The 16,267-nt window shown below is 49.8% G+C and carries 19 protein-coding genes; 4 read left to right on the forward strand and 15 right to left on the reverse strand.

Features of this window, described 5'->3' with window-relative positions; translation table 11 throughout:
• Positions 1-26: 26 nt before the first annotated feature.
• The 13 genes from F608_RS0102710 to F608_RS0102775 all read right to left on the reverse strand — a co-directional run bounded on the left by F608_RS0102710 (position 27) and on the right by F608_RS0102775 (position 9,636).
• A complete protein-coding gene (locus F608_RS0102710) occupies positions 27-2,069 on the reverse strand; it encodes an ATP-binding protein (RefSeq protein WP_022664072.1) in 2,043 nt (680 codons plus the stop codon).
• Positions 2,070-2,110: 41 nt separating this feature from the next.
• Positions 2,111-3,049: an AAA family ATPase gene (locus F608_RS0102715; protein ID WP_022664073.1), complete on the reverse strand. Its 939-nt coding sequence runs from the start codon at positions 3,047-3,049 to the stop codon at positions 2,111-2,113.
• Positions 3,046-3,381 (reverse strand): hypothetical protein, encoded by a 336-nt coding sequence (locus tag F608_RS0102720; RefSeq protein ID WP_027362402.1) that lies wholly within the window; start codon positions 3,379-3,381, stop codon positions 3,046-3,048. Before F608_RS0102720 ends, F608_RS0102715 begins: the two co-directional genes overlap by 4 nt.
• Positions 3,382-3,394: 13 nt before the next feature.
• A complete protein-coding gene (locus F608_RS0102725; RefSeq protein WP_022664075.1) occupies positions 3,395-3,808 on the reverse strand; it encodes a PilZ domain-containing protein in 414 nt (137 codons plus the stop codon).
• Positions 3,809-4,023: 215 nt separating this feature from the next.
• Entirely contained in the window at positions 4,024-4,293 is a 270-nt protein-coding gene (gene atpE, locus F608_RS0102735; RefSeq protein WP_022664077.1) for an ATP synthase F0 subunit C, read from the reverse strand.
• Positions 4,294-4,367: 74 nt separating this feature from the next.
• Positions 4,368-5,057 (reverse strand): F0F1 ATP synthase subunit A, encoded by a 690-nt coding sequence (gene atpB, locus F608_RS0102740; protein ID WP_027362403.1) that lies wholly within the window; start codon positions 5,055-5,057, stop codon positions 4,368-4,370.
• Between the two features lies 1 nt (position 5,058).
• Positions 5,059-5,460, reverse strand: coding sequence for an ATP synthase subunit I (locus F608_RS0102745; protein WP_022664079.1), 402 nt, complete (start codon positions 5,458-5,460; stop codon positions 5,059-5,061).
• Positions 5,460-5,678, reverse strand: coding sequence for an AtpZ/AtpI family protein (locus tag F608_RS0102750; protein ID WP_027362404.1), 219 nt, complete (start codon positions 5,676-5,678; stop codon positions 5,460-5,462). Before F608_RS0102750 ends, F608_RS0102745 begins: the two co-directional genes overlap by 1 nt.
• 176 nt (positions 5,679-5,854) lie before the next feature.
• Positions 5,855-6,610, reverse strand: a complete 756-nt coding sequence (gene pgeF, locus F608_RS0102755; protein ID WP_022664081.1) for a peptidoglycan editing factor PgeF — start codon at positions 6,608-6,610, stop codon at positions 5,855-5,857.
• Positions 6,603-7,082: a D-glycero-beta-D-manno-heptose 1-phosphate adenylyltransferase gene (rfaE2, locus tag F608_RS0102760; protein WP_022664082.1), complete on the reverse strand. Its 480-nt coding sequence runs from the start codon at positions 7,080-7,082 to the stop codon at positions 6,603-6,605. The genes pgeF and rfaE2 overlap by 8 nt, the downstream gene beginning before the upstream one ends.
• The gene (locus F608_RS0102765) at positions 7,075-7,860 is read right to left on the reverse strand and encodes a nitrilase-related carbon-nitrogen hydrolase (RefSeq protein WP_022664083.1); all 786 of its coding nucleotides are present in this window, start codon (positions 7,858-7,860) and stop codon (positions 7,075-7,077) included. Before F608_RS0102765 ends, rfaE2 begins: the two co-directional genes overlap by 8 nt.
• Positions 7,861-8,080: 220 nt before the next feature.
• Positions 8,081-8,641, reverse strand: coding sequence for a hypothetical protein (locus F608_RS0102770; protein ID WP_022664084.1), 561 nt, complete (start codon positions 8,639-8,641; stop codon positions 8,081-8,083).
• A gap of 395 nt (positions 8,642-9,036) precedes the next feature.
• Positions 9,037-9,636, reverse strand: a complete 600-nt coding sequence (locus F608_RS0102775) for a PEP-CTERM sorting domain-containing protein (RefSeq protein ID WP_022664085.1) — start codon at positions 9,634-9,636, stop codon at positions 9,037-9,039.
• A gap of 676 nt (positions 9,637-10,312) precedes the next feature.
• Here F608_RS0102775 and F608_RS0102785 point away from each other — a divergent pair.
• The 4 genes from F608_RS0102785 to F608_RS0102800 all read left to right on the forward strand — a co-directional run bounded on the left by F608_RS0102785 (position 10,313) and on the right by F608_RS0102800 (position 14,585).
• Positions 10,313-11,239, forward strand: a complete 927-nt coding sequence (locus tag F608_RS0102785; RefSeq protein ID WP_153307436.1) for an ABC transporter substrate-binding protein — start codon at positions 10,313-10,315, stop codon at positions 11,237-11,239.
• Between the two features lie 12 nt (positions 11,240-11,251).
• A complete protein-coding gene (locus F608_RS0102790; protein ID WP_022664087.1) occupies positions 11,252-11,986 on the forward strand; it encodes an ABC transporter ATP-binding protein in 735 nt (244 codons plus the stop codon).
• On the forward strand, positions 11,983-12,729 hold the full coding sequence (locus tag F608_RS0102795) for an ABC transporter permease (RefSeq protein ID WP_022664088.1): 747 nt from the start codon (positions 11,983-11,985) through the stop codon (positions 12,727-12,729). Before F608_RS0102790 ends, F608_RS0102795 begins: the two co-directional genes overlap by 4 nt.
• Before the next feature lie 149 nt (positions 12,730-12,878).
• Complete coding sequence (locus F608_RS0102800; RefSeq protein ID WP_022664090.1) at positions 12,879-14,585, forward strand: glutamine--tRNA ligase/YqeY domain fusion protein; 1,707 nt, start codon at positions 12,879-12,881, stop codon at positions 14,583-14,585.
• An 11-nt stretch (positions 14,586-14,596) separates the two neighbouring features.
• On the opposite strand, the gene F608_RS0102805 is transcribed toward F608_RS0102800, so the two are convergent.
• Complete coding sequence (locus tag F608_RS0102805) at positions 14,597-14,815, reverse strand: hypothetical protein (protein WP_022664091.1); 219 nt, start codon at positions 14,813-14,815, stop codon at positions 14,597-14,599.
• Entirely contained in the window at positions 14,799-16,142 is a 1,344-nt protein-coding gene (locus F608_RS0102810) for a diguanylate cyclase (RefSeq protein ID WP_022664092.1), read from the reverse strand. Before F608_RS0102810 ends, F608_RS0102805 begins: the two co-directional genes overlap by 17 nt.
• Positions 16,143-16,267 lie beyond the last annotated feature (125 nt).

Consider the following 16,267-nt stretch of genomic DNA (forward strand, 5'->3'; position numbering starts at 1 on the left):
CCCAAACATCGTCTCTGTGAGGGAATTTACCCGGGAGAATCCACGGGCAGCTTGATGGTAAAGCAGGTGCCTTTGCCGGGACCGGATTCCACCTCTATGCTTCCGTTGTGGCTTTCCGTGATGATAAAATAGGACACGGCCAGTCCCAGGCCGGTTCCCTCCCCCACCTCTTTTGTGGTAAAAAACGGGTCAAATATCCTCTGGCGGATCTCCTTTTCCATGCCCGGCCCATTGTCCCGGATTTTAATGCAGACCAGATCCCGGGTTCTGTCCCGGTCCGGGAACACTGCAAGAAAAAAAAGCGGATTTTCAACGCCTGCACCCGTCATCATGGCCTGGGCTCCGTTGGAGAGGATATTGAAAAATACCTGCTGGATTTCACTGGCCTTGATCTTCGGCCTGGGCACCCCGGGATCATACTCTTTTGTGACGTTTATCTTTTTAAAATCAAATTTGGTCTTTAAATTATAATCACTGCTGGCAAGCTCCAATGTCTTGTCCAAGAGTTCACAGATATCCTCGGGCATAAATCCGGAGCCGCTTTTCCGGGAAAAGGAGAGCATATTGGAAACAATGCCCGCGGCCCGTTTTCCGGCGGCCATGATCGATTCCAGCATGGTGTAGACATTTCGCTTCTCCAGGTAGACGGCGAGTCTGTCCAGGTCGATCCCGGTCTCTTCGGCCGCCTTGATATTGGCGGGAAGAGGGGTTTTTAGGCGGTTTTCAATGACCTGGGCATTCTGGAGAATGCCGGCCAGGGGATTGTTGATCTCATGGGCCATGCCTGCGGCAAGCCCCCCCAAAGAGACCATTTTCTCCGACTGGACCATCATCTTTTCGAGCCTGGCTTTTTCATCCTCCTGCTGCCGTAAGTTCAAGGCCTCTCCCAGGGCCAGAGCCAGCATCAGGCCGGCTTCCCGATCTTCGGAATCATAACCGTTTTCCTTTCCGGCAAAGGCCAGAATTCCCTTGATTTCAGATCCCAGCCGGATGGGAACCCCCATGAAGGACTCCAGGGGCACATGATTCCGGGGCAGCTTGATAAAATCAGGATGGGAGGAAGGATCATTGGCAATCACCGGGATGTTTTCCTTGATTACCCGGCCCAGGGCGCCGGTCACTTGGATCTCCCAGGTTTCCATATCCGCGATTGCCCGCTCTTTTAATACATTCTCCGAAGTGGCCAGAATAACCATTCTCTTTGGGTCGTCTTTCCGGGTTTCCCCCACAAAACAGTACCTGGAGGGGACCACTTCCAGGGCAATGGGAATAAAAAGGCGGGCGATCTGGGTGTAGGTTTCCGCGAGCATGGATTTCTGGAAAAATGTGTTGACCGAAGAAATCACCTTGCTCTGGCGAAGGATCTTTTTCTCGTTGATTTCCTTTTGCCGGATTTCCTCTTCCAGGTCTTTGTTGGTCAGGGCCAGGTCTGTGATTTTTTCCTTGATGGCTCCCTGCATGGCGGCAAAATTCCTGGCCAGTTCCCCTACTTCCCCGACCCCGTCCTGGTCGATTTCCTTTTCAAGGTTTCCCGCGGCGATTTCCGACGCGGCATCGGTGAGCCGGATCACGGGCTGCATCAACCGGTTGATCAGAAAAACCAGGATAAAGACCAGAACCACGGTCACCGTAAAGGTAAATAAGAGCATCTGCATGCGGAACTGGGTCATTTTCTTTTCAATGAGACTGGTGGAATAGACCACCAGCATCTTGCCCAGTTTCAGCCCCTTATAGTAGATATAAAAACTCTTTTCAATGTCCATGCCGCCGGGTCCCAATTCCCGCTCAAGACGGATGTCGATTCCGATATCCGATTCCGCAACGGCAATGGATTTCATATTTTCATCATCAAAAAAAGTCTCCATGTTGAACTTAAGGGTTTCCTTGTCCACATTGTAGAGGGGTCTGGCATTGACCAGCTTCATCATATAGGCGGCTTTGTCGATTTTTGTCCTGAGGCTCTTGAGTTCCAGCTTGCTGATCTGTTCCGTGAAATAAAAACAGAGAAAGAGATTGATGACTGTGCAGGCGAAAACGACGACCGCGATGATGCGTGATCTTAAACCCATATTTTTACTTTCCGATGAAACCGCATGTCCGATTTTTTTTATCAGGCAAGGGCATTCTCATTGAGGCTGACCTTTCTCACCAGCTCCCTGTAATCGGCCGAAGCATTGGATCCCGGGGCAAATTCAAAGATGGACTTGCCAAAGGAAGGCGCCTCGGAAAGGCTTTCACTGTACCGGATGGGGGTGGTAACGTATTCAGGGTAAAGCCTTTTGAGCTGGGAATACAAAGACTCAGGCCCTTTTATCCGGGTGTCGAGAAAGGTGGGAACAATATATTTGAGTTCAATTTCCTTGCGATATTTCTGAATGGAGCCCAGACTTTTCATGAACTCGGACAGGCCGTGGAGGGGCATGACCTCCAGGGCTACCGGAACCAGGACTTCGGTGGCATAAAAAAGAACATTTACGATGAGCTGGTCCCAACCGGGCGAGGTGTCGATGATAATATAATCAAACCTGCGTTCCAGTGGTTTTAAGGCCTCTGCCAGGGTCCATTCCGCGCCAAAACTCTTCCGGTCTATGATCCGTTTGACACCGGCAAGGGATTTGCCCCCGCTCAAAAGCCAGAGGTTTTTCCGGGCGGAGACGATGCACTCCTCCGGAGTCAGTTCCTTTGTCAGAAGCTCTGTCAGTCCGGCCGAGGGCTTCTTGCCGAGGATATAGGAAGACTGTCCCTGGGTATCCGTATCCACCAGCAGAACCTTGTAGCCTGCCAAAGCAAGCCCCACACAGAGGTTGACAGATGTGGTCGTTTTTCCCACACCGCCCTTACTGAGAGTCACACAGATTTTCCGGGCAACGGGACGATGGTCTTCCCGGGTAGCCTCGGCCGTATCCATGACCTGATCCAATAAAATGGGAAACCTGTGGCTGCAGGAGCGGCAGGTGGCGCTGATTTTTTTTCCTGAACCCGTGTGGGATTTGATGATATCGGGATTTACCTTATGTTTTCTGGCACATTTGGGACAGACAATGATCATTTTTCCTGATCCTCCCTTTTCAATTCCTCAAGAATGGCATCCACAGCAATACTGGCAATTCGCTTCATGGACATGGTCTTGTACTTTCCGGTCCCCACCTTCAGCCTGATCTTGGCCTTGCCTTCCCATACCTCAACGGAAACATTCTCCTTTGATATCTTCCAGGATTTTTCCGTCATACCCTCGATTCCGATGTCCAGGTTTTCCTCCCCCTCTTCCTTGCCTCCTGTGCCGCTTCGATAGATCAGGCAGTCAAGTTCACGGGTTTTGGCGGCGAATTCCTTGTCATCGGCCCCAAGAATTTTACCCATTATATCTTTTTTTTCGTTCATGGTCTCCATGCCCTTATTTTGCACCCGTATCACGGTCATTCTTCTTAAGGGCCATGTCCTTCATCTGCCCCAGGATTCCTTCCATCTGCTCTTTTTCCCGGTCACTCATTTCAACCCATTTGATTCCGCACCTCCAGAACCCCTCTGCGTCAAAGGAGCAGTGAACAACTTTCCCGTTCAGGCCTGAAAATTTCATATTTCCAAGAATCAGGCGGCAGCCGTCCAGTTCTTCATCCTCATTAAAGGACATCCCTTCCCGGATACGGACACTGATCCCTTCCAGGCTGATTTCAACAACGGGGTACCGGGTATCCCCTGATACCAGGACAGCCTCATCCTCCACCAGCACAGGGACTCGAAACTGCCTGCGGACCCGGGCTTCCGAGTTTTCGGAGACCGGTTGAATTTTAATGGATTCATCTTTCATGGTTCACCTTCCAAATAAAGATATATGGCCGGATAATGCGCAGGCCCTTGGCCTGGCACACCAGAATGTGGAAAAATATAACAGCAATGTGGGTTTCAGGCAAGAGAAACATGGAGGGGACCCCTCCCCAAGGGGAAAGGAGACAGGAATGACGGATAAAAAAAGGGTGCAAGGCCCGAGGCCCTGCACCCTTTCATCATTTCAAACTTTCAGAATTAATGTCCGCCCATTGCAGCAATGGCGCCTTTGAGCGCGGGATGTGCATACATGAGGATCAGGGCGACAACCAGTGCATAGATACAGAGAGATTCGATCATGGCCAGACCGATGAGCATGTTGACCTGGATTTTACCGGCTGCTTCGGGGTTTCTTGAGATACCGCTCATTGCGCCGGAAAGGCCCAGACCCTGACCAATGCCGCAACCAAATGCGGCAATACCGATTGCAAGCCCTGCTGCCCATACACTACCAACTAGAAATTCCATGTTTTACTCCTTAAACATTAAAGTATTAATATAAAAAATAACGGGCTTCTTCCAGTTCCCGTAAAACGCCTGAATTAATGGGCCTCCTCAATGGCACCGGCAATATACATGGTGGAGAGGAGGTAGAACACAAAGGCCTGGACCAGGGCCACAAAGGCACCCAGGGCCATGACCGGGAGGGGGGCCAGAAACATGCCGCCCAGCCCCAGAAGGATGCCCACCACCAGCTCATGACCGGCCATGTTTCCGAAAAGACGGAAGGTCAGGGACAGAACCCGGGCGGAATGGCCGATGATTTCAATGGGCAGGAACAGGGGGATCATGGCCGGAACCGGCCCCAGAAAATGCTTGATATACTTAATCCCGTGCCGCTGGACACCGACCACATGGCTCCACAGAACCGCAATAAGGGCGATGGCCAGGGTGGTGTTGATGGATGCTGTGGGCGGGAAAAATGCCGGAACCAGCCCCATGAGATTGCCTACAAGGACGAATAAAAAGATGGTCAGAACCAGGGGAAAGGATTTTCTCCCCTCTTCGCCGGTGATGCTGACCGTGAACTCCTCAAGCCCGGAAATCAGAACCTCAAAGACATTCTGTCCCGCCTTGGGCACCAGGGAAACGCTCTTTCCTGCCAGCCACCCGAAAACAATAAGAAAGATCATGGCAAGCCACATGTAGGTCACATGGGAATAGTGGGCTGCCCACTCTTCCATACCAAACATTCCAAACAACGAAGTGAGAATTAAATACGGATGTTCCACCTTATACCGCCTCCTTGAATAAAATCTTAGTCAACACAAGCATGGTCGCCAGAAATATGCTTGCAACAACCACTGAAAGCCCAGCCAGAAGCCCCAGGGGATGAACAATATGGTTTGATATCAGCAGAAAAATCAGGATCCCGCTGATCACAAATCTGATATAGTACTTTACCAGTAAGTTTCCCAGAAGGGAGGATCCTTTTTCCGATACCCGTTCAGGGGAAAGACTGTTTTTAATGGTCCTTTTCAAAACATGGAAATTCACGGCCACGATGAGTCCCCCGGAGATCACCCCCAGGTAGACTTCGTGACTGGCCACGGCCAGGGACACACATGCCGCCATTGCCAGAATCAGCCAGTTCGACTTTGTGACAAAATCAACCAGTCGTGAAAGTTCCTGCATTAATATCTTTTCCCTTTTTTCCCGGCCCGGATGATATTGGTGAAACCTGCGGCAATTCCTAATGCCAGGCCCACGAACATCAGGACAGGGTCTGTACCGAATTTCTTGTCAAGCCAGAGCCCCAGGCCAAGGCCCATGAAAATCGAAAGGGCCACAGATAATCCCAGACTGGCAAAATACCCCAGTTCCCTGATTGTCTGACCGGTTTCTTTTTTCATTTCCCGCCTTTCTGCGCTCTTTTCGGCTTTCAAAGATCAAATCTCATTGAGCAAATATCATATGCTCCAGGCTAAGTCAATGTACAAAATGATTAAAATCCAGGGCAGAAACCCAGCCTTTTTTACGGAGCCATCCCCCTGACAATCCGGGGATTATCCCTTTTCATTCCCGGGGCTTAGATCAGTGCGGCAGCACAGGCAAAGCGCCCGGTGACCGGATGGGCCCGGTATGAAAAAAAACGGTCCGTACGGCACCGGGTACACAGAGCCATATTTTCTATCCGGGTTTCCAAAATCCCCTTTTCCATGAGCTGTTCCCGGGAAAGAGTCCAGAAATCAAAATAATTCCTGCCCGGGATTTTGTATTTCCACAGGGGTTTTGGGATCTCATCCTTATAGTGGATAAATTCGGCACAGCAGGGACCCAGGGAGGGGGAGATCCCGGCCAGGAGTTTTCCCGGGTCAGACCCGAACTCCCCTGCCATGAGGTCAACGCATCTGCCGATGATGTTTTGGATACTCCCCCGCCAGCCGGAATGGACATTGGCGATCACCCGGTTCTCAGGATCGTACAACAGGACTGCCTGGCAGTCGGCCACCTGGATCACCAGGGCCAGCCCCGGGATATCGGTCACCACCCCGTCGGCGGTCAGGCCGGTTTTAAGATCCTTATCTGCCGGATCCCCATTTTTCAATACCAGGATGTCGGATCCATGAACCTGGTTCAGATAAACGGCCTTTTTCATGCCAAGACTCTTGAGAATCCGCTGCCTATTCTCCCGGACCGCCAGGGGATCATCCCCGTTGTTTTTTCCCACATTCAGGGAATCATAGGGTTCCTTGCTGGCCCCTCCCCGCCGGGAGAAGACCCTGTGAACCACGCCCTTGGCCTCCCGGATATGGGAAAATTCATATCCTTCCGCCTCATTCATGGTAAAGCCTTACAATCCGTTCAATGATTTTGGTAGTGGAGATATCCGGTTCCAGCACCACCCGCTCCACCCGGCCGCCGTGCTGTTTGACAAAATCAGCCCCGATAATCTGATCTTCGGACCAGTCCGCCCCCTTGACCAGGATGTGGGGGCAGACCGCCTGGATCAAGTTCTCCGGGTCGGGCTCGTCAAACAGGACCACATGGGCTACGGCCCCAAGGCCTGCCACCACCCGGGCCCGGTGGTCCTGACCGATCACGGGCCGCTTCTCCCCTTTTATCTTTTTCACGGAGGAATCTGAATTGAGCCCCAGGACCAGGACATCCCCCAAAGCCGCAGCCAGGGTCAGATAGCTCACATGGCCGGCATGGAGGATATCAAAGCAGCCGTTGGTAAAGACAATGGTTTTCCCTGCCTTTCTATACTCCCGGGCCAGGGATCGGATCTCTTCCAGGGGGAGGATCTTATCCATAGATATCCCCCCTCCGGTCTTCTCTGCAGGGAATCAGACGCCCGGCCCTGTCCGCCTCTTCCATATTGATCACGGCAGTCATGGAGGATCGGGATTCCTCTGCCCGGGCCAGGACCTTTCCCATGGGATCTACGATCAAAGAGTTCCCGGAAAAATTCAATTCCCGGTCTGTTCCGGTCCGGTTGGAGCAGACCATAAAAAGCTGATTTTCCACGGCCCTTGCCCGGGCCAGGATCTCCCACTGGGCAATCCTGGGCGCCGGCCACTGGGCCGAGACCAGTATCATTTGGGCATCTTCCAAAAAGATCTTTCTGGCCTGCTCCGGGAATCTTAAATCATAGCAGATCATGAGCCCCACCCTTCCGATAGTTGTATCTACAATCATAACCTGGTCACCTGCGCCGTAATACTCGTGCTCCAGGGTCAAAGGAAAAAGATGAAGCTTGCGATAGGCGCCCTTGACCTTTCCGTCCCTGTCTATGAAATAAAGGGTATTGAAGATCTTCCCTTCATGGTCTTCGGGCAAAGATCCGGCAAGGGCCATGTTCTTTTCCAGGGCCACAGCCGAAAGCCGGTCCAGGATCTTCGGCGTATGCCGGGCATGCTCTTTGATATGCTCATTGTCAAATCCGGAGGCAAAAAGCTCCGGCAGAACGGCAAGGGAAACTTTTGACAATCCGCCCAGGATCTCCAAGGCCTTTCCCATGTTGGCCTCAATCTGCCCGTTGACAATGTCAAACTGGACCACTGCCGCCTTGAATTCTTTTTTTGGGTTCACTTTTTATCCGTTTTTAAGGGTATCTGTTTTTTGGGGAACACCATATCGATTTGACCCAGTTCAGTCAATTGTTTCGTTTGTTCAGGACAAACGCGCATATGTCCGGTGCAAAGGCTGCAGGGACTTCAGCGGAGACATCAGGGGGATTTTGCCCCACAACCCCCTGCCCTCTTCCTTGCGTGCACGGCTTTCCAGTCAACATCGCTGGGAGGCGAACCGTTTATTTCGGAAGTTTTGCCAAAACCTTTTCCGCAAGCTGCTTGTTAAGACTCAAAGCATCATCGACTGAAATATCAGGGCTTCCGCCGGTCAGAAGCAGCATATACGGTCCCTGAAAAATGGTCAGTTGTTTGGTTTCTTCGTCCCAGCCGGCCTTCTCCCCCACCCCGGCTACAGGTTCCATTCTGTAATTTTCCCCCAGATTCTTTTTCAATTCCGCCTCATGCCGGGTATAAACCTCGGCAGCGCTTCCTTTGCGGCCATGGGGGATGATCATGAGCCCGATGCTGATGTTTTTTTCCTTTGAAAAGTAATTGCAAGTGGACATCCAGTGCCTGGGATTCTTTTGCTCCTTAAAGGTTTTACGGGGGTCATCCACAGAGTCATTGATCAAGGACTCCACCTCTGACTTGGTTAACAGATCACAGGCCTGGACCGGATCCGGGAAGTCCGAACTTTTAGACGCCCCATTGCCGCAGCCGGCCGAAACGGCAGCCAGCAGGGTAAACAGAAAAAGCAAAGAGACTTTCTGGCAGGTATAGACCGGACAACGAAATTTCATGACGTTTTCCTTTCAAGCAAGAGTTCTATTTAAGATGTTGAGACGGATTAAAGATGTTTTTTGGATTTTCCCTTTCATCACGGCATAGTATCCTATTGCTGCACACTATACACCTTTATATAATAAACATACCAGCGAATTGTTAGCGAGATTCTGTGTCGCATAAATAATTCTGAAGGAAATTCAGGGAGTACCCTCTCTTCGCGGGAATAAACTTTAAGCCAAGGGCTATTACAGATAAAATTGTGGTGAGACGAACGGATTCATCCTGCGTTATGAGCAGGGTGCAGATTCACTGTGCAATGTGGTTTTCGGCAGAATGGGTGAAGAAGATATTGGTCTGATTGATAGAAAATAAGGGCAGGCCTGAAGGCCTGCCCTATTCCTTTTAATACCTATTTAAGCGCAGCTGAGGTTTTCCGGCTGACTCCCGCAAGACCCAAAAGGCCGATACCGAAAAGAAACATTGTGGCAGGCTCGGGCACCGGGGCATTCGCATCCGCCACGTTGAACTCTATGACATAGTCAGCGGTCCACCCATCTCCAGGGTAGTGAGTGGCTGCTTGGTACAATCTATAAAACCCGCCAGAAAGAGTCGTTGTATCGGTTAAGAACAGATTTTGGGGCGATGGATTGAGCAAATCTATCCAATTCCCTTCAATACCAGAGTAAGGAGAATACCATCGAGCCTTCGCGCCGATCCCGTTACCCGGATTATTATCCCAATACTGACCGGTGACGGTGATTGTCGCTGATGTGATTGTATACCCTGATAACAACTTAAAATTAAAATTATCATAATCTGAACTGGGGGAGGGATCCAGGTAGATGGATCCTGTCACCGTGTTCGTACCGATGTCGAAGGTACCGACACTATCAAACGGATGCCCGTTAAGGTCGCCTGAATCTGCTTCTGAATAATATGAAGCCCAGCCGACGCCTATATACCCGAACAATAAAAAGATCAACCCGTATGTGAATATTAATTTTTTCATCTCAAATTATTTCCTTAAAAGGTTCACATGAAAATACTATCTTCTTTCGTGCATTAGTAATCTCAAAAGCAATTAACATGCCGCGTTATGGAATAATCGAAATAAGAATTGTTTCTTGATACATAGAGGCATAAGATCAACGCCATATAAGCTTCTTGAAGCAAAATATGTTTTAGAATTTCTCTCAAAATGGAATTTTATTTGAGAAAACCCTGTAAAAGGAAAGTGTCACCGGGACACAAGTGCTTCGCTGGCATCGCCGAATGAGACATACCCCTGCCTGATATGAAAAGGATTGGATGCAACTCCGGATCAATCTTTACAGATATTGATTCTCCAAAGAGTTTGCATTATCCATGGTCAATCCAACGCCATTGAACTCCGGGGTATCATTTTACTGAACCTTCCCTTAAAATTTCATGTTTCTGCCTGAATAGAATTCCCATCGGATTTTTGTTTCAAAAATTGTTAGACCCTGAAAGATACCGGAAACTGGCCTTGAAAGAGATGAACGGATTTCCCTTGACTTCGGCTTTAACCTGCCTGAACCACATATTCTTCCCCGAACTTTACCCATGGAGAAAATTAGGTTATAGATGATCCATCGTTAAGTGATATCATCAGATTGCCGTCTTGAGCGGTTGTTTTTCCAAAAACATACGAGGAATGAATATCGGTGGAACGAATACAAAACTTTGGAAATAAAAGACAGATTGGGCTTGTCTTATTGTTCTCCATGCTTTTCATTTTCTGGGGCGGAGCTGTCTGGGCGGAAACCTTCCGCATGGGCATTCTCCAGGTCATCGACACCCTGCCCCTCCAGGTGGGAGTGGCGGAAGGGTATTTCAAGGCGGAAAATATCGATTTGGAACTGGTGCCTTTTACCAGTGCCATGGAAAGGAATACGGCAATGCAGAGCGGCCAGCTGGACGGTTTTTTCGGGGACATGCCGGCCACCCTTCTTTTGGCTAAAAATAAGATCCCCATCCGCTTTTTAACCATTTCCTACGCAACCGATAAAAAACAGAGGATGTTCGGTCTCATGCTCTCTCCTGAACTGCCCCTGGAAAGGGAAAAAGGCAGAATCCGGGTGGCGATCTCCAAGGCATCCATTATTGAATACCTGCTGGATCATATAAAAGAGCTTTCCCAGACCCATGAAATGGAATTGGAAGAAGTGGAAATCAAACGGATGTCCCTTCGGCTGCAGATGCTGTTGATGGGCGAGATTGATGCAGCACTCCTGCCCGAGCCCCTGGCCACTCTTGCCGAGCACAGGGGAGCCAGACCTGTTGTGACCGACCAGAGCCTGGAAATGCCTTTGACCGTCTTGAATATGCACATAAACAAACGCCATCTGGCAGAATCTTTTATCAAGGCCTATGCCAGATCGGTAAAGGCACTCAATAAAAAGCCGGATCACTACCGCGGCCTCATGCTGAAGACCTGCCGGATTCCCGGGGACCTGGCCGGAGATTTTCCCATGTACCGATATCCGGAACCCCGGATACCTACGGAATCAGAAGTAAAACAAGTCCAGGACTGGATGTTGAAAAAGGGGCTGCTCCTTGAGCCCATTCCCTATCAGGATCTGATTCTCTAGTGCAAAATTTTCATGCTCAAGGTTGATCACATATCCAAGACTTTTCATTCAAAAATTGTCTTACAGGACATCTCCTTTCATTTGGATGCCCGGGAAACAATCGTTATCCTCGGACCTTCCGGCTGCGGCAAGACCACCCTGCTCCATCTCATCAGCGGCCTTGAAAAAAGTGAAAGCGGCCGGATCCGGATCGACAACCGGACCGTATCCAGGCCCATGCCGGATGTGGCGCTGATCCTCCAGAATTTTGGTCTGCTGCCCTGGAAAACCAATCTGCAGAATGTGGCCCTGGGTTTAAAGATACAGGGGATTTCCAGGAAGGACAGGAATGCCCGGGCCCGGAAAATTCTGGCTGAACTCGGACTGGGAGGCCGGGAAAAGGATTATCCTTCCGTCATGAGCGGTGGAGAACAGCAGCGGGTTGCCATTGCCAGGGCCTATGCATCCCAACCCCGCCTGCTGCTCATGGATGAACCCTTCTCATCCCTGGATGCCATCACCAGGGAGAATCTCCAGGACACCCTGCTCACCACCTGGCTTGGCACATCCGTGCCCTATCTTCTGGTCACCCACAGCGTGGAAGAGGCGGTTTTTTTGGGAAAGCGCATCCTGATTCTTTCCGGCTCTCCGGCATCCATCCGGGAAATTTTCGATAACCCGGGGTTTGGGGATATTGAATACCGGCGGTCCGGTGCTTATTACGAATTGATCCGGTCCATCCGGGAAAAACTGGGGGAATACTGGTGAAATTCATCAAGCGCTTTGCCCTGCCCTATTCCATTACGATTCTGGTGGTCTGCCTGATCTGGAAGGTTCTGGCCATCCAGGTGTCCCAAAATGTCCTGCCGGCTCCGGAAACGGCTGTGCAGGCATTTTTGTCGGCCCTGATCACCCCTGAATTCTGGCATCATTTTTCCGCCAGTACGTTCCGGGCGGTGACGGCCATGATCATCGGCTGGGGAGTTGCCTTTCCCCTAGGGATATGGATGGGCAGCTCCCCTCAATTTGATAAGTTCCTCTCCCCTTTTGTCTCCATGACCTATCCCATCCCCAAGGTGGTCATGCTCCCGGTGGTCCTGCTGTTGTTTGGACTGGGGGATATCTCCAAGATCCTCATCATCAGTCTGATCCTCGGGTATCAGGTATTGGTGGCGACCCGGGACGGGGTCCGGGGGATTCAACCCCAGCACCTGGATTCGATCCGGTCCCTTGGGGCCGGTAAATGGCAGCTCTTCCGGGAGGGATATCTTCCTGCCGCCCTTCCCCACGGGTTTACGGCCCTCCGCTTAAATTCCGGGGTCAGTGTGGCCGTCCTCTTTTTTGTCGAGTCCTTTGCCACCACCAGAGGCCTGGGATATCTGATCATGGATGCCTGGGGTCAGATGGATTTCAATACCATGTTTGTGGGGATATTCGGCATGAGTCTTCTGGGGGTTCTCTTGAATGAAGGCAGCAATTTTTTAGAAAAGATAAGCTGCCCCTGGTATTGACAACAGCCGGGGAGGCGGACCGTTTCTTTGGGGTTTCACCCTTTCAAAAATAAACAATGGTCCTGATTCGCCCTTTTACAAGCCTTTTGAATATGTTATTTAAGAGGTTTACAAAAATCAGATTTTTAATCAAAGGATAAACAAAGGGAATGGAAGCAGACACTAAAAAGGGACATTTTATCGAATCCATCATCAGGGAGGACCTTGCCAAAAACAAGAATCACGGAAAGGTGATCACCCGATTCCCTCCGGAACCCAACGGATATCTTCACATCGGCCATGCCAAATCCATCTGCCTCAACTTTGGAATGGCCGGAAAGTTCAACGGTCAATGCAATTTAAGGTTTGACGACTCCAATCCGGCCAAGGAAAAACAGGTCTACATCGACTCCATTGAGTCTGCCGTCAAATGGCTGGGATTTGAATATGGCGAACCTCTGTTTGCTTCGGATTATTTTGACCGGCTCCATGAATTTGCCCTGGAGCTCATCCAAAAGGGAAAGGCCTATGTCTGCAGCCTGACGGCCGAAGAGATCCGGGAGTACCGGGGCACCCTGACCGAACCGGGGAAAGACAGTCCCTACAGGGAGAGGAGTGTTGAAGAAAACCTGGATCTGTTTGCCCGGATGAAAAACGGGGAATTTGACGAGGGAGAGCACACCCTGAGGGCCAAGATCGACATGAAATCCCCCAACATCAACATGAGGGATCCCATTATTTACCGGGTGAAAAACGCATCCCACCCCAGAACCGGGGATCGATGGTGCATCTATCCCATGTACGATTTCACCCACTGCCTGTCAGACGCCCTGGAGGGGATTACCCACTCCCTTTGCTCCCTGGAGTTTGAGGATCACCGTCCCCTTTACGACTGGATCATCGACCAGCTGTCCACCCCCTGCCATCCCCAGCAGATCGAATTTGCCCGGATGAACATCAACTATACGGTCTTGAGCAAACGGAAACTCCAGCAACTCGTGGACCAGGACCATGTAAACGGATGGGACGATCCCAGGCTCCCCACCCTGGAAGGCATGCGCAGGAGGGGGTATACCCCGGCATCCATCCGGAACTTCTGCGACATCATCGGGGTCTCCAAAAAAGACAGCCGCATTGACATGGGCCTGCTGGAATCCTGCCTCCGGGACGATCTCAATGAAACCTCGCCCCGGGTCATGGGAGTGATCCGCCCCTTGAAGGTCACCATTGAAAACTATCCCGAAGATCAGACCGAAACCCTGGAAGCCCTGAACCATCCCCAGAAGCCGGAGATGGGAAAGCGGAACATCAGTTTTTCAAAAGAGATCTATGTGGAGCAGGACGATTTCATGGAAGATCCCCCGAAAAAATTCTTCCGCCTGGGACCAGGACGGGAAGTCCGGTTAAGATATGCCTATTTCATCACCTGCAGGGATGTAATCAAGGATGAGACCGGAAAAGTGATTGAACTGATCTGCACCTATGACCCTGAGACCCGGGGAGGCAATGCCCCGGACGGAAGAAAGGTCAAGGGCACCATTCACTGGGTCAATGCACGGGACTGCATGGAGGCGGAAGTCCGCCTCTATGACCGGCTTTTCAAGGATGAAAATCCTGAAGAAGGCGGCCGGGATTTCATTGAGAACCTGAACCCGGACTCCCTTGAGATCCTTACAGGATGCAAGCTGGAGAAAAGCCTGGAACAGGCTGAGCCTGAAAAGGTCTTTCAGTTTGAGCGCCTGGGATATTTCTGCCTGGATTCAAAGGAAGGTTCAAAGGACGCCCCGGTGTTTAACCGGACGGTCACCTTGCGGGATGCCTGGGCCAAACTGGCCAAAAAGCATCCTCCCAGAAAAAATCAGCCGAAAAAGAAATAAGCGCTGCGTTATCAAAAAAGCGGGCGGAACTTGACGGAAGGCTTGCCGAATATAAAGCAGATGGCCTTAAAGGGCGTCTTGCCAATGATGTGATCGCAGATATTCGAAAGCGTCTGTGAGTTTTCCTGTTCATATTCGGACAGAAGCCGAGGCTGACCTTGAGGAAGCTTCTTTATGGTACGAAAAACAGTGCCCCAAATGAATACCACCAGTTCACTGGTGGTATTCATCAGTTGCCAAAACCACCTGGTTTCGTCCATTTTCTTTTGCTTCATACAATTTCTGGTCTGCTGTTTTCAGCAAATGTGAAAAGTCCTGATCTGTTTGATGTGAAATACCGATACTTACCGTAATTTGGAGTAATTGCCTACGTTCTCCATGAAAAAATTTTGTATTTTCTATGTCTGAACGGAGTTGGTTGAATCTTGCTTCAAGATCATCCAATACGCTTTCGGATTTATCGGATACGCCCTTTGGGTCCGCCGGAACCAGGATACAGAATTCTTCTCCACCTAATCTTGCCAGCAATTCGTTTTTTTTGACAAATGCTTTTAGAATTTTAGATAAAGCCTGTAGAACCTGATCCCCCACACCGTGTCCATAAGTATCATTCACCTGTTTAAAAAGATCTATATCAATCATGGCACAACCAAGAGGGAGAGAAGCTTTTTTGGCTTCACGGAACACGACTTCCCCCTGTTCAAAAAAATACCTTCGATTGTAAAGTCCCGTTAAAAAATCACTGATGGCTGCCAGTTTTGCCTGGCGTATAAGGTCAATGTTTTCAAGGCATTGATTGATCCTGCAATAAAATTCTTCTGTGATGAAAGATTGCTTAACAATGAAATCATTGGCGCCGCTTTTTAAAAATCGGGCCGCCATTGTCTTGTCTCCTTCAGCTGAAATCCCGATGATTGCAAGATCATCCTTTTTTTTTGTTTTTCGGATTACCTTACAAAGCTGACATCCATCCATCTCCGGCATGTTAAAATCCGTCAATACCAACTGGATATCGGGATAATTCTTTAGAGCTTTCAGGGCTTTGGCTGGGGTACTGGCTGTGATTAACTGATATTGCTGAACCTGCAAAAGATCTGAAAGCGCTTTTCTGAAAAACGAAGAATCATCCACTAATAATATTATTTTTTCCTGGTTCGTTATCAGTTTCCGAATTGAAGACACAAGATAATCCAGACAGTTGGGATCGTCCTTAAAAATATAGTCCACAACTTTTTTTGACCAGACATATTCACGGATACCGTCACCAATACTTGCTGTGAAAATGATTGATGGAATGCCCTCTTTTACGACAGCATCAATAATTTCTCCCTTCATTGCATCCGGCAAATCAAAATCCAACACTGCGGCGGTAAAATGATCGGTAGATTTTTCCAGCAAGGCGACTGTCTCAGACAGTGATTGGGTCCAAGTCACCGGCCAGGCGAATTCTTTTTCAAGTATTGTTCGAGTCATTTTCCCAAATATGGCGTGATCCTCTACCAAGAGTAATTTTTCCATCATTTCCACCTGGTTCTTCTTTTGAATTTTTTGTTCCATGGAGGGATTCAGTATTACCGAAATGAAACGGGTTGTCTATTATTATCCTCTGTTCTGAAAAAGTTGTCGAAAAACTGTACACCAATGGTATCAAAGTTCAGATTTTTGACCTCGCTTTGGCCACG

It is taken from the genome of Desulfospira joergensenii DSM 10085 (genome assembly GCF_000420085.1).
GTDB lineage: Bacteria > Desulfobacterota > Desulfobacteria > Desulfobacterales > Desulfobacteraceae > Desulfospira > Desulfospira joergensenii.

What these genes read in the sequence shown, in the direction of transcription:
- F608_RS0102715 (WP_022664073.1), bottom strand. Translation starts at nt 3,049, where the DNA reads ATGATCATTGTCTGTCCCAAATGTGCCAGAAAACATAAGGTAAATCCC.
- F608_RS0102810 (WP_022664092.1), bottom strand. Translation starts at nt 16,142, where the DNA reads ATGGAACAAAAAATTCAAAAGAAGAACCAGGTGGAAATGATGGAAAAA.
- F608_RS0102745 (WP_022664079.1), bottom strand. Translation starts at nt 5,460, where the DNA reads ATGCAGGAACTTTCACGACTGGTTGATTTTGTCACAAAGTCGAACTGG.
- F608_RS0102805 (WP_022664091.1), bottom strand. Translation starts at nt 14,815, where the DNA reads ATGAATACCACCAGTGAACTGGTGGTATTCATTTGGGGCACTGTTTTT.
- rfaE2 (WP_022664082.1), bottom strand. Translation starts at nt 7,082, where the DNA reads ATGGATAAGATCCTCCCCCTGGAAGAGATCCGATCCCTGGCCCGGGAG.
- F608_RS0102750 (WP_027362404.1), bottom strand. Translation starts at nt 5,678, where the DNA reads ATGAAAAAAGAAACCGGTCAGACAATCAGGGAACTGGGGTATTTTGCC.
- F608_RS0102710 (WP_022664072.1), bottom strand. Translation starts at nt 2,069, where the DNA reads ATGGGTTTAAGATCACGCATCATCGCGGTCGTCGTTTTCGCCTGCACA.
- F608_RS0102770 (WP_022664084.1), bottom strand. Translation starts at nt 8,641, where the DNA reads ATGAAATTTCGTTGTCCGGTCTATACCTGCCAGAAAGTCTCTTTGCTT.
- F608_RS0102790 (WP_022664087.1), top strand. Translation starts at nt 11,252, where the DNA reads ATGCTCAAGGTTGATCACATATCCAAGACTTTTCATTCAAAAATTGTC.
- F608_RS0102800 (WP_022664090.1), top strand. Translation starts at nt 12,879, where the DNA reads ATGGAAGCAGACACTAAAAAGGGACATTTTATCGAATCCATCATCAGG.
- pgeF (WP_022664081.1), bottom strand. Translation starts at nt 6,610, where the DNA reads ATGAATGAGGCGGAAGGATATGAATTTTCCCATATCCGGGAGGCCAAG.
- F608_RS0102725 (WP_022664075.1), bottom strand. Translation starts at nt 3,808, where the DNA reads ATGAAAGATGAATCCATTAAAATTCAACCGGTCTCCGAAAACTCGGAA.
- F608_RS0102775 (WP_022664085.1), bottom strand. Translation starts at nt 9,636, where the DNA reads ATGAAAAAATTAATATTCACATACGGGTTGATCTTTTTATTGTTCGGG.
- atpE (WP_022664077.1), bottom strand. Translation starts at nt 4,293, where the DNA reads ATGGAATTTCTAGTTGGTAGTGTATGGGCAGCAGGGCTTGCAATCGGT.
- F608_RS0102720 (WP_027362402.1), bottom strand. Translation starts at nt 3,381, where the DNA reads ATGAACGAAAAAAAAGATATAATGGGTAAAATTCTTGGGGCCGATGAC.